Consider the following 13496-nt stretch of genomic DNA (forward strand, 5'->3'; position numbering starts at 1 on the left):
ACTTAAGTAAATCTTTATAAAAGAATTGTCACGCAAAGATTCTCAAAAGTTAAGTTATTATTACATAATTTTTACAGAAGTCATACTCAAAGAACCAGCCAATAGTTTGTCATTGAATAAGCTAAGCTCTTCTGATTTTTCTTTTAGTCCTAAAGTATACAACAAAGGCAAATAATGATCCGGTGTTGGAATTGCCAATTGAATCGCTTTATTCATTTTTTCGAAATCGATCAAAGGCTGGAAATTTCCGTCTAACAAATAATTATTAACGGTTTCACGGGCTTCAATTGCCCAATCAAAACCATAATTATCTTTGTCAAAATTTCTAAAATCAACTAAACGCAAATTATGAACAATGTTTCCGCTTCCTATAATCAGAACGCCTTTATGACGCAAAGACTGAAGTTTCTGTGCCAATTCAAAATGATATTGACCTGATTTTGTATAATCGATACTCAGCTGAATTACCGGAACATTTGCTTCCGGATATAAATGTTTGATTACACTCCACGCGCCATGGTCCAGTCCCCAATGTTCGTCTAAATCTACAGCTACTGGTTCTAATATTTTTTTAGTTTCCAGAGCTAATTCCGGGCTTCCTTTTGCAGGATACTGCACATCAAAAAGGGCTTGCGGAAAACCTCCAAAATCGTGGATTGTTCTTGGCATTTGCATTGAAGTCACTTTAGTTCCGTTTGTAAACCAATGTGCTGATACACACAAAATCGCATTGGGTTGCGGCAATGTTTTAGCCAGATTGCGAAAACCAGCCACAAACTGATTTTCTTCAATTGCATTCATCGGGCTGCCATGTCCTAAAAACAAAACCGGCATTTTATCTGTATTCGAAAACGTAGAAGAAATCGAATGTAAGTCGTTTAGTGTTGTCATTGTAAAATGTATCTCTGTGAAGTTTTTGCCACAAATTTCACTAATTTACACTAATTTGTAAGGCTATAAAAAATAATTCGTGCTAATTCGTGAAATTCGTGGCTAAAAACTATTCCTCAAAACTCTCGTCTTTAAATCCTATCAAATATAATTTATTTTTAGCACGCGTCATAGCCGTGTAAAGCCATCTGATATAATCACGATCGATTCCGTTTGGTAAATAAGGCTGTTCAATAAAAACGGTGTTCCATTGTCCTCCTTGCGATTTATGACACGTAATGGCATAAGAAAATTTCACTTGCAGACCATTAAAATATTCATTCTCTTTTACTTTCTGGAACTTCTTGTATTTTGTAGTTTCATTTTCATAATCTTTCATCACTTCTTCATACAAGCGATTTGATTCTTCGTAAGTCAAAGATGGAGATTCACTTTTAATAGTATCTAAAAGTAAAACAGTTTCAAAAGGCTTTTGATCCGGATAATCGACCATTCTAATTTTTACTTTTGCAAAATTAAAACCATACAATTCCTTGATTCCAAAAAGTTCTAAAACCTCAATAATATCTCCGTTGGCAATAAATCCTGCTTCATCAGTTTCTTTAAGCCAGAAATAATTATTCTTGACAACCATCAGGAAATCCCCAACAGAAAGCTCACTTTCCTTAAATAAAATTCGGGTTCTGATTTGTTCATTGTATTGATTTGCTCTTTTATTCGAACGAACAATAAAAGCGGTATCTTCAATACTATAATTGCTGTATGCAGAATTTATAGCATCCTGAATATCATATCCATCAGTAAGCCGAACAATATCTTTGAACTTTTTTACATTAAATTTAAACTCAGTTATAAAAGAATCCTTGAGTAATTCACGTAATTCAGTTGCATTGTACAAAATCCCTGAACTTTCTTCCTGACGCATTACTTCATCAAGTTCGATATGCTCGATTTCTTTATCATAATGAACTCCTAAAGTCTGAATATCCAACGCCGGACTTATGTCTAAATTCACGGGCGGCAACTGCGCTGTATCTCCTAAAAGTATCATTTTGCAATTTGTACCGGAATATACGTATGAAATTAAATCATCTAAAAGAGATCCGTTATCATACAATTTAGAATCAGAGTTACTGTCTGAAATCATCGAAGCTTCATCGACTATAAAAATGGTGTTTTTATGCTTATTCAATTGCTTGGTAAATGCCACACCTCCACCAGCAGATTTTTTAGGAAAATATATTTTTTTATGAATCGTAAAAGCAGGCGTATTCGAATAATTAGCAATTACTTTTGCCGCGCGGCCTGTTGGAGCCAGCAAAACAAACTTTTTATTAATGTCGCCCAGATTGTTTACGATTGTAGAAATCACGGTTGTTTTTCCGGTTCCTGCATATCCTTTCAGCACAAATATGGTATCATTATGCGTATCTGTCAGGAAAATAGCGATTTTCTGAAAAAAAATATCCTGTTTATATGTTGGAGCAAAAGGAAATCGTTTTTGTAAAACGCCGTAAAACAATGATGAATTCATAAAATAAATTTGAGATACAAAGTTCGGCTTTTTTAATGGCAATTTCAATTAATCTTTTCCACCATATAAGTGATATTAGTTCATATTATTCTGGAATCAATACAAAAGATTTCACATAACAATCAAATAGATTAAGGTTTATTTTAAATGGTAATATCAATGTCAATTTCAAAAAATCAATTTAAATTATAGCGTTCTTTCACCATATAAGTAATGTAGTAGTTTAAGTTTTATATTTATTGCACTCAATTAATATGAACTTAAATTACTTATATTTTTCAGAAAAATAATACAAATATAACATGTTGCTAACTTTAGTTTGAAATTGTTTTTCGAAATTGCATTTGTAATTGTTCCTTTTTAATTTGTAAGTTTGTAATCGCCTTAAATTCTTTCTTGTAAAACAGGTAACGAATTGTAAATCAATATGTCATTGCAAAATACTAACATCACTTCTAAAAATTACAAAAAGCTTTCTATTCAGGTTTCATTGAATGGATTTTCGTTTTGTTGTTTTGATACTCTAAATAATACGATTACCGCATTTAATGAAGTCAATTTTGATGCTACACAAAAAACATCAAAAATTGAAGATTTATATAGTGCTGCTTTTAAAAATCATCCGGAATTAAAAGATACTTACGACGAGATATTAGTCATTCATAATAATAATCTTTCGACTTTTGTACCTACAGCTTTATTCGACGAAAATTTCCTGGGAAGCTATTTACAATATACCACAAAAGTTTTTGAGACTGATTTTTTTACTTTCGATCAAATTTCGAATTATGAAATGCATTCGGTTTATATTCCGTATATCAATATCAACAATTTTTTAATTGACAATGTTGGATCGTTTGACTATAAACATGTTAACAGTATTTTGGTCGAAAAACTTCTTGAAAGTTCAAAAAATAACGACCAGAAAAAAATGGTGGTGAATTTCAATCCGGATCATTTTGAGATTATTGTGGTACAAAATCAAAAGTTGCTATTATTCAATTCATTTGAATACCAGACTCCTGAAGATTTTCTATATTATATACTTTTTACGGCCGAACAACTAAGTTTAAATCCGGAAAGTTTTCCATTGGAACTTTTAGGGACAATACATCAAAACGATGCATTTTATGCCATTGCATATAAATACATTCGTCATATATCCTTTTTGGATGTAAGCACATTACAAGAAAAAAATAGTTTTTCAACTGCACAAAATCAAAAACATTATATCTTATTTCAATCATGAGAATCATTTCAGGAAAATACAAAGGACGTCGCATTTCTCCGCCAAAAAACCTTCCTGTAAGACCTACTACTGACATGAGTAAAGAAGCATTATTTAATGTTTTGAACAATCATTTTAGTTTTGACGGCTTAAAGGTTTTAGACTTATTTGCGGGAACAGGAAATATAAGTTTTGAATTCGCTTCACGCGGAAGCGCTCCAATAACCTCTGTTGATGGAGATTTTGGATGCGTAAAATTCATCAAACAAGTTTCATCAGAATATGATTTTGAAATTGCAGCAACTAAAAGTGATGTTTATAAATTTTTAGAAAACTGTAAAACTTCCTACGATATTATTTTTGCTGATCCTCCTTACGGATTAGATCAGACTGCGTTTGAAAAAATTGTTCTCACGGTTTTCGAAAGAGAATTGCTTCACGAAGACGGAATGATGATTATCGAACACTCAAAATATACCAAAATGGAACATTTAAGTAATTTCTCTTTTCAGAAAAGTTATGGAGGTTCATTTTTTAGTTTCTTCGAATTAAACTCAACTGATGATGACGAAGAACTTACAATAGATTTATCCGGCAAAGCTACAGAAGATGATGAAGGATAATCTTTCAATTTAAAATATAAAAATTCCCTTGAAATTCAAGGGAATTTTTTGTTTTTACTTAAATCGGTTTGAAGTTTCTTCCATACTTTTTCCTGTAAAATCAGTTTCTTTTATGCGTATCCCAATAAGGAAAGCAGGAAGAAAAACAGAATCAGAAAAAGTTTTACGGGTAAATAAAGGTTCATTTTTAATTAAATTTTAGATTGAATTCTGCAAAAGTGCTTTTAAAAAAAGGTTCCGTAGGTTAATGGAAGGTTAATGCCAGGTTAATACGAAAATTGTCTTATAAAAGCTTTATTTTTGGAATGCATTTAAACTTTTATGAAACAAAGAATCAATTTATTAATAGCATTTTCTGTCATCGCTTTGATTGTCTTATCAACGGTGCAATGCTATCTCGTTAAAACTACTTATGATTACAAAGTGGCACAGTTTCATACTGAAATCAAGAATAAAATTGCTCAAATCTCAAATAATTACAGTGATATAGATTCGGTACTTGTTGCTAAAAAGGAAGCACTTTACAAACAATTATCTGAAAACTATATTCAGGGAAAAAACAGCAAATCTCAAGTTAAAACTTATATTCTTGAAAACGAATACAATGATGTTTTAACACAGAAAATTCAAAGTAAGTTCAAAAGAGATTTACCCAATCTAAAAATAGATTTTGCCATTGTCCTGAATAAATTTGTGTTGTACCAAAACGCCAAAAAAGCGGACACTATTTTTTCTGAAAAGCCTTTTATTCAAAATAAATTATATGGAAATCTGGCGTCATTAAATCATGCTTTTTTGGTTCGGAATTATGTTGGCACTACAAATGGTATTTATCAAAACCAGGATTATAAATTATTGACAGAAGATTCGATGTATATTTCTGTAATCGATTGGGAAATGATCATTTTAAGACGAATGACTTTTATACTAATTTTATCTTTACTGTCGATTTTAACACTTATAATGCTTTTTGTAATTGCTATCAGAGCTTTAATAAAACAAAAAAAAGTGAGCGATGTCAAAACTGACTTCATCAATAATATTACGCACGAACTCAAAACACCTTTGGCAACTTTGAGTATTTCTACTAAAATCCTGGAGCAGAAAAACATTAGGGATAATGATGTAAATTTCAATTCGATTGTAAATACTATTTCAAGACAGAACAATCGTTTACAAAGTTTAATCGATCAGGTTATGGCTAATTCACTGGCAGAAAACGACATAGAATTACACAAGGAAAAAATAGAAACTGAAGATTTTCTGCTTGCTATTGTAAACGATTTTAAACTCACTTATCCGAAAATCAATATTGAAACCAATTTTCAAACGCAGAAAACAAATCTAATTCTGGATAAATTTTATCTGACTACGGCACTTTTAAATGTTCTTGAAAATGCTGTAAAATACGGTTCTAATACGATTACAATAAAAACAAATCTAATTCAAAATCAATTTTCGATTAGTGTTGAAGATGACGGAATTGGAATTGAAAAGAACAAACAATCACTTCTTTTTGAAAAATTCTATCGCGTAGAACAAGGAAATCTTCATAATACAAAAGGCTTAGGTTTAGGATTGTATTATGTCGATCAAATTATAAAAGCGCATCAGGGCTCTGTTAGGGTTGTGAGTGATTTAGGAAAAGGAACTCAGTTTACTATTTTATTAAAAGTTTAATTACCTTATTTTGAAAAAATTACTTTTAGCCGAAGACGATTTTGATTTTGCTGCAATTTTAAAACAATATTTAGAACTGCATCAATTTGAAGTAATCTGGGCAGAAAATGGCGAAATAGCTTTAGACTATTTTAGAAATCAGGCTTTTGACATTTGTATTTTTGATGTCATGATGCCAAAATTAGACGGATTTTCATTGGCCGAAAAAATAATTACAATCAGTCCTGAGATTCCGTTTATTTTTCTAACTGCCAGAAAGTTAAAAGAAGACAAAATCATTGGATTAAAACTAGGTGCAGACGATTATATCATAAAACCTTTTGAAGTCGACGAACTCGTTCTGCGTTTGCAGAATATTCTAAAGAGAATCGAACAAAGAAGAAGTCTGGACGGAGATACTATAATCGAAATTGGTTCTTATATTTTTGATAATGAAAGATTGACCCTAAGCAATAAAAATCATGTCCAGCAGCTTACAGAAATGGAAGCTTCTCTTATTGAATATTTATATCTAAACCATAACCAGTTATTAAAAAGGGACCAAATTTTAATGTCAGTGTGGAAAAAAGATGATTATTTCTCAGGACGAAGTATGGATGTTTTTATCAGCAGGCTTAGAAAATATTTTAATTCAGATCCAAAGATCAGTATTGAAAGCACTCGAAATATTGGTTTAGAATTTAAAATAACTTCCTAATTTTTACTGTAAATGATATAAGTTTTAAAATCAATTGTATAACGTTTCGCATACAAAGCATAATACATTTGTAATGAAACATTTAAAACCAAACATCATGAACCTAAAAAGATTTTTCGGAGGATTATTAACAATCCTTGGAATAGTTGGTTTGATTTACACAGCAGTTATATTTGCAGGTACTTCAGGCGAAACGAGAGACATTAAATCATTAATTATTTACGGCATATTAGGTATTGTATTTTTCATGTCAGGAATAAGTTTAGTGCGCGCAACAAAAGACGAAGCATAAATTTAAGACAATAATACATTACTTATTTTTTCGTACAGAGGGGTTTTTACGCCATATTTCAAACCTTCTTCAACAACAAATTTTGTTAGCGAAGAAGCCTCTATTTTATTACCTGCCAAATAATCTCTGTGCATAGATGAAGTCGCTTCTTTAGGCGATTTTTCTAGTTTTATGATAGTCTGATTTACAATATCATGCGGTAATTGTAAGCCTTTTGCTTTGGCAACTAATTCGATTTCATGAAGCAATTCTACATAAATTGCTTTAGAATCCTTATTGCTTAATATGCTACCTATATTTTGGTTTAAATAAGAAGTTGCTGAGGCCAGAGCTGATATAAAAATGAATTTTTCCCAAACTGTTTCTTCAATATTATCTGCTAAATAACTTTCGATTTTAGCTTTCTGAAAAATGTTTTGCAACTCGTTTAATTTTGAAAATGAGGCAGTTTTAGATCCAAAAAATAATTTTTCATAAAAACCAATTTTTCGGATTGTTCCCGGCGAAAAAATCATCGAAATGATATAGACACAACCTTGCAAAACTTCATTTGACGGAAATATTTTCCTGATCCGTTCCGGTGCATCAACACCATTATATAAGGGGAGAATTGTTGTTTGGGGCGTAATACAGTCTTGTAACGAAAGTAAACTTTCCTCAATATCATAGGTTTTGGTTGCGCAGATTAAATAATCTAATTTGCCTATTTCATCCGGATTATTAGAAACTAATTTTGGATAAACAACGGTTTCCGAATCATCAGTAATAATTTTCAAGCCGTTTTCAGCAATGGCTTTTTGGGTTTCACCGCGTGCGATAAAAACCACTTCAACCTTATCAGACTTATAATATGCTTTTGCTAAAAGTCCGCCAAAATAACCACCTACTCCACCGAGTCCTAAAATTCCAATTTTTGTCATAAATTTTATTTTTTAGCCATTAATTATTTGTGTGATTTCTCCTCCGTCGAAATGACAAAATTGAGATAAAAATCCGCGTTTTCGCAATAGCGAATCCGTAAAATCCGCGTGCCATTCAACGCAACGTTACTTTTCTAAAACAGGATCAAGATTTAGCTCCGTAAAATCATGCTCACTTTTCGAAATTATAATCGTTGCAACTGTATTTCCAATTAAATTAGTTATCGCTCTTGCTTCACTCATAAATTTATCAACTCCCAATAAAAAAGCCAAACCTTCAACCGGAATTTTATGCAATGCCGTTAAAGTTGATGCCAGAACAATAAATCCGCTTCCGGTAACACCTGCCGCGCCTTTTGAGGTAATCATCAGAATCCCGATAACGCTCAGGATTTCGAAAAAACTCAAATGAACATCATATAATTGGGCGAGAAATATCACCGACATAGACAAATAAATCGAAGTTCCGTCGAGATTAAAAGAATATCCCGTGGGAATCACCAATCCTACAACCGATTTACTACACCCCATTTGTTCCAGTTTTACCATAATACTTGGCAAAGCTGCCTCAGAAGACGATGTTCCCAGAACCAGTAAAAGTTCTTCTTTGATGTATTTTAAAATAGAAAGAATACTGATTTTATAATATTTCAGAATACTGCCTAAAATCAGGAATACAAACAACGCCATAGTCAGGTAAACACACAACATCAGTTTGCCAAGCGGAATCAAAGTCTGTAATCCAAACTTGCCAATTGTATACGCCATTCCGCCAAATGCACCAATTGGCGCAAGATACATGACATATTTCAAGCCCAGAAAAACCACTTTTGAAAAGCGATCTAAAACCAAAATCGTTTGTTCTCTTTTTTTATAAAAATTCAAAGCGATTCCGCAAATAATTGCTGCGAGTAAAACTTGTAAGGTAAAATTCGAAAAGAAAAATTCCAGCCAGGAAAAATCTTTTGCTGCACCATTTGTATATTGACTGGCATCACCAAGTGTCAAACCTGATTTATCAATTTTTCCGGGTTTAAAAAAATAAGCTACAGCAACACCAATCGCGAGTGCAATTGTCGAAACTACTTCAAAATATCCAAGTGCCTTGACACCAATTCGCCCTACTTTTTTCAGGTTTCCCATACCTGAAATTCCCAAAACGATCGTAAGAAAGATTATCGGACCAATAAAAATTTTGATAAGTGTTATAAATTTAGCTCCCAGAATTTCCATTTTCACGCCATTTGCAGGCGAAAAATGTCCCAGTAAGATTCCCTCAATTATAGCAATCAAAACCCAAAAAGTAAGATTGGTAATTATAGTATAAAAAATACTTTTTTTAGATTTAGCAGTAGGTTTTTGAGAGGTTATATTCATGAAAGTAGATTAGAGAGTTTCACAAATATATAAAAAATGCAGACCTGTAAGCCGGATTCTGTCCCTGATAAATCAGAGCCTTATCATTTATCTAGATCCCGCATTACTACGAGACTCAAGCTACCTACCCTTCAACAACGGACGAGAAGCCCTTAAATGCTGATATACTTGGTATTTCACCGCATAGAGTTTACCTGGTTTCACTACAGCATTACCTGTACATACTTTCTGTTGCACTTGTCCTTGCGTTATTTCTAACACCGACGGGTGTTACCCGCTATGCTTCTCTGTGGTGTCCGGACTTTCCTCCCTCCCAATAAATCAGGACGACGATAAGGCGGTCTGCGGCGCAAAAGTAGCGATTTATCTACTAAGAATAATGATTTTAAATTTTAGATTTTAGCCTCATTTTCATAATGATTTAATTTTAAATTAGTTATCTTTAAAATCCATAATTTTAAATTCAATTATCATGACTAGAATGTATCATTACGCAACTGTTTCAAAAGCTCTGGATCAATTACATGAAAAAGGATTTACTTGTGACTTTAATCTAAACTCAGAAATGATTAAAAAAAATCCTGAAAAATTTGAAATTGTACATGTGTATCGATACGAAGGGGATTCAGATCCCGGCGATGAGGCGGTTGTATACGGAATTAAATCAAATAACGGAAAAAAAGGCGTGTATGTAGCAGGCTTCTCAGCTGATTCTGATCAGGAAACTGCCAAGTTTTTATCCGATTTGAGTATTAAAGGAAGATGATAATAAGTCGCTGAGTAAAAATTTTACTCAGCGACATAAAATGTTTAAGCGGTTATTTTCAAACTATTGATTTTACCATCTTTTAATTCAAAGTGATATTTTAAAACAATAGGACTTCCTTCAAAAGTTCCTGTGCCTTTTGTAGTCAGTATGTTTGTTGTGTTACTTGTCGCAAACTCTAATACTTCAAGTTGAGTCTGATACATTTTATTGGTCTTTTCATTCCATTTCATTATTTCATCCGGACCTTTGTGTATTTCATTTTCATCATACACTAAAGCTGTGTCCGAGAAACATTCTGAATAAGCTTTGCTGTCAAAATCTGCCTGTGCTTTAAGCAGCTCTAAAATTATAACGGGTAAATTCATCTCTTTTGTTTGTACTAGTTTTCATTAAATTTTAAATCGTAGGAATCGTTCCGCCATCAATTACAAACTCAGTTCCTGTAAGATAGTTGGCTCGCGGCGAAACCAGAAAACCAATTAGTTCTGCTACTTCTTCTGGTTTTGCAGGTCTGCCAAACGGTATGCCACCCAACGCATCCATAACACTTTGAGTTGCTTCTTCGACTGTACTATTTGAGCTTTCTGCAATTCTTTCCATCATTCGGTTTGCTGATGTTGTCATGATCCATCCCGGTGAAACCGTAAGTACGCGGACTCCTTTTGGAGAAACTTCATTAGACAAACTCTTGCTATAATTAATTAATCCTGCTTTTGCTGCTGCATAAGGCAAAGTCGAATCAAATAAGGGCAATTTTCCCTGAATGGAAGCAATGTGAATAATAACACCTGTTTTTTGTTCTATCATTCCGGGCAAAAAACCTCTGTCTAACCTTACAGGTGCAAACAAATTCGCCTGAAAAGTACGCTCCCAGTCTGCTTCTTTTAAAACTTCAAAACCACCGCCGGGAGTTTCTGAACTGCCCAGATTATTAATCAGGATATCAAGTTTGCCAAAGTTTGTTTTTATCTCTTCAATAACTTTTTCTGTACCACTTGAAGTACTCAAATCTGCCGAAATAAAATGCATTCCTTCATTCTCAAACTCAGGTTTGTTTCTTGCCGTAATAATTACCGTTGCACCGGCTTGCAATAATCGTTCAGCAATTGCTTTTCCTGCTCCTTTTGTTCCGCCTGTTACCAAAGCAGTTTTGCCCGATAACTCCTTATTAAAATTAAATTCTTTTTCCATGTTGTTTGTTTTATACAGGACAAATTTCGACAGTATCACGGGTTCCCACAATTACGGAAAACCGAATTGCATAGGGATAAATTTTTCTCCTATTGTACAGTTTAGAACATTAAGTTAAATTTGTATATATGTATGAAAGAAAAATTCCTTTGAACTTAAATTGTGGCCTGGACCTGATTGGAGAAGTGCTTTACGGCAAATGGAAAATTCGTTTGCTATGGTTCATCAATGAAGGATTTCAGCGACCAAGCGAACTACAACGAAAAATTCCGGATGCTTCCAGAAGAGTTCTGAATATTCAGTTAAAAGAACTGGAACAACATGCATTAGTATCCAAATTATTTATGCACAAATGCCGCCCAAAGTCGAATACAGCCTGACCGATTTTGGAAAAACAATCATACCAATAATTTCTGATTTAGGAAACTGGGGAGATAAAAATCAGGAGCGTTTAAGAGAATCTATTCTTAAAGAACCTTTAAGTGATAATGCTGAATAATTTTTCCAGAAGGTATACTGCTTATTCATTACAAACGAAGTTCATTGAACTTCTATTAAAATAAAAGTAACCTTTTTTTGTACGCGGCGGGAGACACAAAAGAATTTCCTGTTCTATCATAAGGCTGGAGATTTAGCATCTATAAGAGAATTTACGCTTGGTCTCATTATTCGAAATGACAAAATGAGAGCAAAATTTGCCTAAATTCTGAAATTTAAAACTTACTTTTCAAATCCATTCTTCTATGGAGAATTCTAATAATTTCAACTTCACTATTTGAAATAATCTGATAAAAAATTATGTGTTCATTTGATTTAAAACCTAATAATTTATCTGTTATGTTATCATATTTTTTACCAAGATTTGGATTTTCTGCTATTTCCTTACATGAATTTAAAAGTAAAGGATAATATTTATCAGCCTGACTTTCTGACCATTCATCATAAGTATAATTCCAAATATTGGTTAAATCTTCAACTGCTTTATTGGTTAAATGATATTTATTCATTTTTTCGCTTCGCTTTTAAACTTTCAAGATGTTTTTTTGCATCGAAGTTTTCTGCACGTCCACTGTCAATTCCGTCCTGAATTGCTTTCTTTAAGATAATTAGTTTATTTTCTTCTTCTTCCAAAAGACGTAATCCGGCTCTAACAACTTCGCTTACGTTTTTAAATCTTCCTTCGGCAAGACTATTTTCAATGAAGTTCTCAAAATGATTTCCTAGTGATATTGAAGTATTTCGTCCCATAGCAATTTTATAAATTCATCCAAAGTTACCAATTTTTGGTAACATTTCAAAAGTATTATTATTTGTAATTTCTATCTGTGTTCACTTTACATAAAATTTTTCTCCTAATACTCTATAAGGAAAGGATTTAAAACTAAAAAAGTCCATCATAAGACGGACTTTTTATAACGACGCATAAATAAATTATGCTGTTGGTATTTTTAATTTCCACCCTGGTTGAATCAGGTCAGGATTTTTAATAACATCTTTATTGGCTTCGTAAATTGCCTGCCATGAAACACCATGTGCTTTTCCTATTTTAGACAATGAATCGCCACCTTTTACAGTATATTCTGTTGTTGTTCCTTCAGCCACTTCAATATTCATTACTACATCAGCCGATCTGAATTCAGGATCTATTTTTCCGTAAGCATTCCAAAGTTTTTCTTTGTCTTCTGCAGATTTTGCCTTACCATCAACATACAATACATTGTCTTGTTCTCTAATTTGCAAATTAGATATTCCTAAATTAGTGGCTAAATCTGTTAATTCTTTGTATTTATCTTTTAAACTCATAGCGACATTATTTAATAGTTAATTTATTTTCTACCTTTTTAGGTTTCAATTCCTGTACACTTTTTATCAAATTAGGCAATTGGTCTTTTTTGATATCTCCTGTAAGTGTTACCACACCATCCTTAACTGTAGCTGTTACACCATTATAAGTTTTCACCACATCATTTACCGAAGTATTTAAAACACTATCAGCATTAATTTCAACCGGAGCTTCTGTTGCTACAGGTTCCGGAGCTGGAATTTCGCAGTTGTTTACAACTGTTTTAACCCCTTTAACTCCTTTTACAATACTTTCAGCATTTTGTTTTACTGTTTCATCGTTACAAGTTCCTGAAATAGTTGCTACTCCTTTTACAACAGATACTTCTACTCCCGGAAGACCGCTAATCTTTGCAGAAATCTCTTTTTGAATATCCGCATCTTTTGGTCCACAAGCCACCAATGTTACGGCAAGCACCATCCCCAATAAAATAGATTTAATTTTCATAATG

The 13496-nt window shown here is 32.7% G+C and carries 16 protein-coding genes, 1 other RNA gene and 1 pseudogene; 7 read left to right on the forward strand and 11 right to left on the reverse strand.

Annotated elements, in window-relative coordinates; translation table 11 throughout:
* Positions 1-60: 60 nt before the first annotated feature.
* Both ygiD and BXU01_RS08275 read right to left on the reverse strand, forming a co-directional pair.
* On the reverse strand, positions 61-891 hold the full coding sequence (ygiD, locus tag BXU01_RS08270) for a 4,5-DOPA dioxygenase extradiol (protein WP_083692747.1): 831 nt from the start codon (positions 889-891) through the stop codon (positions 61-63).
* Positions 892-1000: 109 nt separating this feature from the next.
* A complete protein-coding gene (locus BXU01_RS08275; protein WP_083692748.1) occupies positions 1001-2425 on the reverse strand; it encodes an ATP-dependent RecD-like DNA helicase in 1425 nt (474 codons plus the stop codon).
* 427 nt (positions 2426-2852) lie between these two features.
* Between BXU01_RS08275 and BXU01_RS08280 the strand changes: the two genes are divergently transcribed.
* The 5 genes from BXU01_RS08280 (at position 2853) to BXU01_RS08300 (ending at position 6945) form a co-directional block, all read left to right on the forward strand.
* Positions 2853-3674 (forward strand): DUF3822 family protein, encoded by an 822-nt coding sequence (locus BXU01_RS08280; RefSeq protein ID WP_083692749.1) that lies wholly within the window; start codon positions 2853-2855, stop codon positions 3672-3674.
* Positions 3671-4276, forward strand: a complete 606-nt coding sequence (locus BXU01_RS08285) for an RsmD family RNA methyltransferase (protein WP_083692750.1) — start codon at positions 3671-3673, stop codon at positions 4274-4276. The genes BXU01_RS08280 and BXU01_RS08285 overlap by 4 nt, the downstream gene beginning before the upstream one ends.
* Before the next feature lie 321 nt (positions 4277-4597).
* Complete coding sequence (locus BXU01_RS08290; RefSeq protein ID WP_083692751.1) at positions 4598-5956, forward strand: sensor histidine kinase KdpD; 1359 nt, start codon at positions 4598-4600, stop codon at positions 5954-5956.
* 10 nt (positions 5957-5966) lie between these two features.
* On the forward strand, positions 5967-6653 hold the full coding sequence (locus BXU01_RS08295) for a response regulator transcription factor (RefSeq protein WP_083692752.1): 687 nt from the start codon (positions 5967-5969) through the stop codon (positions 6651-6653).
* 97 nt (positions 6654-6750) lie between these two features.
* Positions 6751-6945, forward strand: coding sequence for a hypothetical protein (locus BXU01_RS08300; RefSeq protein WP_055096600.1), 195 nt, complete (start codon positions 6751-6753; stop codon positions 6943-6945).
* 2 nt (positions 6946-6947) lie between these two features.
* Here the strand turns inward: BXU01_RS08300 and BXU01_RS08305 are convergent, their stop codons facing one another.
* From BXU01_RS08305 to rnpB, 3 genes are all read right to left on the reverse strand, one after another.
* Entirely contained in the window at positions 6948-7865 is a 918-nt protein-coding gene (locus tag BXU01_RS08305; protein WP_083692753.1) for a ketopantoate reductase family protein, read from the reverse strand.
* A 126-nt stretch (positions 7866-7991) separates the two neighbouring features.
* Positions 7992-9242, reverse strand: a complete 1251-nt coding sequence (locus tag BXU01_RS08310) for a cation:dicarboxylate symporter family transporter (protein ID WP_083692754.1) — start codon at positions 9240-9242, stop codon at positions 7992-7994.
* A 31-nt stretch (positions 9243-9273) separates the two neighbouring features.
* Positions 9274-9591, reverse strand: an RNA gene (rnpB, locus tag BXU01_RS08315) — RNase P RNA component class A.
* A gap of 123 nt (positions 9592-9714) precedes the next feature.
* Between rnpB and BXU01_RS08320 the strand changes: the two genes are divergently transcribed.
* Complete coding sequence (locus BXU01_RS08320; RefSeq protein WP_083692755.1) at positions 9715-10008, forward strand: hypothetical protein; 294 nt, start codon at positions 9715-9717, stop codon at positions 10006-10008.
* A gap of 44 nt (positions 10009-10052) precedes the next feature.
* Here BXU01_RS08320 and BXU01_RS08325 read toward each other — a convergent pair whose 3' ends face one another.
* A complete protein-coding gene (locus BXU01_RS08325) occupies positions 10053-10376 on the reverse strand; it encodes a nuclear transport factor 2 family protein (protein WP_083692756.1) in 324 nt (107 codons plus the stop codon).
* A 31-nt stretch (positions 10377-10407) separates the two neighbouring features.
* Complete coding sequence (locus BXU01_RS08330) at positions 10408-11202, reverse strand: SDR family oxidoreductase (protein ID WP_083692757.1); 795 nt, start codon at positions 11200-11202, stop codon at positions 10408-10410.
* Between the two features lie 128 nt (positions 11203-11330).
* On the opposite strand from BXU01_RS08330, the pseudogene BXU01_RS08335 reads away from it, so the two are divergent.
* Positions 11331-11701, forward strand: a pseudogene (locus BXU01_RS08335) (winged helix-turn-helix transcriptional regulator).
* A gap of 214 nt (positions 11702-11915) precedes the next feature.
* On the opposite strand, the gene BXU01_RS08340 reads toward BXU01_RS08335, so the two are convergent.
* From BXU01_RS08340 to BXU01_RS08355, 4 genes are all read right to left on the reverse strand, one after another.
* Positions 11916-12209, reverse strand: coding sequence for a type II toxin-antitoxin system RelE/ParE family toxin (locus BXU01_RS08340; RefSeq protein ID WP_083692758.1), 294 nt, complete (start codon positions 12207-12209; stop codon positions 11916-11918).
* The gene (locus tag BXU01_RS08345) at positions 12202-12450 is read right to left on the reverse strand and encodes a type II toxin-antitoxin system ParD family antitoxin (protein ID WP_083692759.1); all 249 of its coding nucleotides are present in this window, start codon (positions 12448-12450) and stop codon (positions 12202-12204) included. The genes BXU01_RS08340 and BXU01_RS08345 overlap by 8 nt, the downstream gene beginning before the upstream one ends.
* A gap of 183 nt (positions 12451-12633) precedes the next feature.
* Positions 12634-13005: a LysM peptidoglycan-binding domain-containing protein gene (locus tag BXU01_RS08350; protein ID WP_083692760.1), complete on the reverse strand. Its 372-nt coding sequence runs from the start codon at positions 13003-13005 to the stop codon at positions 12634-12636.
* A gap of 7 nt (positions 13006-13012) precedes the next feature.
* On the reverse strand, positions 13013-13492 hold the full coding sequence (locus BXU01_RS08355) for a BON domain-containing protein (protein ID WP_083692761.1): 480 nt from the start codon (positions 13490-13492) through the stop codon (positions 13013-13015).
* Between the last annotated feature and the right edge of the window lie 4 nt (positions 13493-13496).

The sequence above is a fragment of the [Flexibacter] sp. ATCC 35103 genome, from assembly GCF_001975985.1.
In the GTDB taxonomy this organism is placed as follows: Bacteria; Bacteroidota; Bacteroidia; order Flavobacteriales; family Flavobacteriaceae; genus Flavobacterium.

Coding starts and splice junctions, on each gene's coding strand:
- ygiD (WP_083692747.1), bottom strand. CDS start 891: ATGACAACACTAAACGACTTACATTCGATTTCTTCTACGTTTTCGAAT.
- BXU01_RS08275 (WP_083692748.1), bottom strand. CDS start 2,425: ATGAATTCATCATTGTTTTACGGCGTTTTACAAAAACGATTTCCTTTT.
- BXU01_RS08280 (WP_083692749.1), top strand. CDS start 2,853: ATGTCATTGCAAAATACTAACATCACTTCTAAAAATTACAAAAAGCTT.
- BXU01_RS08285 (WP_083692750.1), top strand. CDS start 3,671: ATGAGAATCATTTCAGGAAAATACAAAGGACGTCGCATTTCTCCGCCA.
- BXU01_RS08290 (WP_083692751.1), top strand. CDS start 4,598: ATGAAACAAAGAATCAATTTATTAATAGCATTTTCTGTCATCGCTTTG.
- BXU01_RS08300 (WP_055096600.1), top strand. CDS start 6,751: ATGAACCTAAAAAGATTTTTCGGAGGATTATTAACAATCCTTGGAATA.
- BXU01_RS08305 (WP_083692753.1), bottom strand. CDS start 7,865: ATGACAAAAATTGGAATTTTAGGACTCGGTGGAGTAGGTGGTTATTTT.
- BXU01_RS08310 (WP_083692754.1), bottom strand. CDS start 9,242: ATGAATATAACCTCTCAAAAACCTACTGCTAAATCTAAAAAAAGTATT.
- BXU01_RS08320 (WP_083692755.1), top strand. CDS start 9,715: ATGACTAGAATGTATCATTACGCAACTGTTTCAAAAGCTCTGGATCAA.
- BXU01_RS08325 (WP_083692756.1), bottom strand. CDS start 10,376: ATGAATTTACCCGTTATAATTTTAGAGCTGCTTAAAGCACAGGCAGAT.
- BXU01_RS08330 (WP_083692757.1), bottom strand. CDS start 11,202: ATGGAAAAAGAATTTAATTTTAATAAGGAGTTATCGGGCAAAACTGCT.
- BXU01_RS08340 (WP_083692758.1), bottom strand. CDS start 12,209: ATGAATAAATATCATTTAACCAATAAAGCAGTTGAAGATTTAACCAAT.
- BXU01_RS08345 (WP_083692759.1), bottom strand. CDS start 12,450: ATGGGACGAAATACTTCAATATCACTAGGAAATCATTTTGAGAACTTC.
- BXU01_RS08350 (WP_083692760.1), bottom strand. CDS start 13,005: ATGAGTTTAAAAGATAAATACAAAGAATTAACAGATTTAGCCACTAAT.
- BXU01_RS08355 (WP_083692761.1), bottom strand. CDS start 13,492: ATGAAAATTAAATCTATTTTATTGGGGATGGTGCTTGCCGTAACATTG.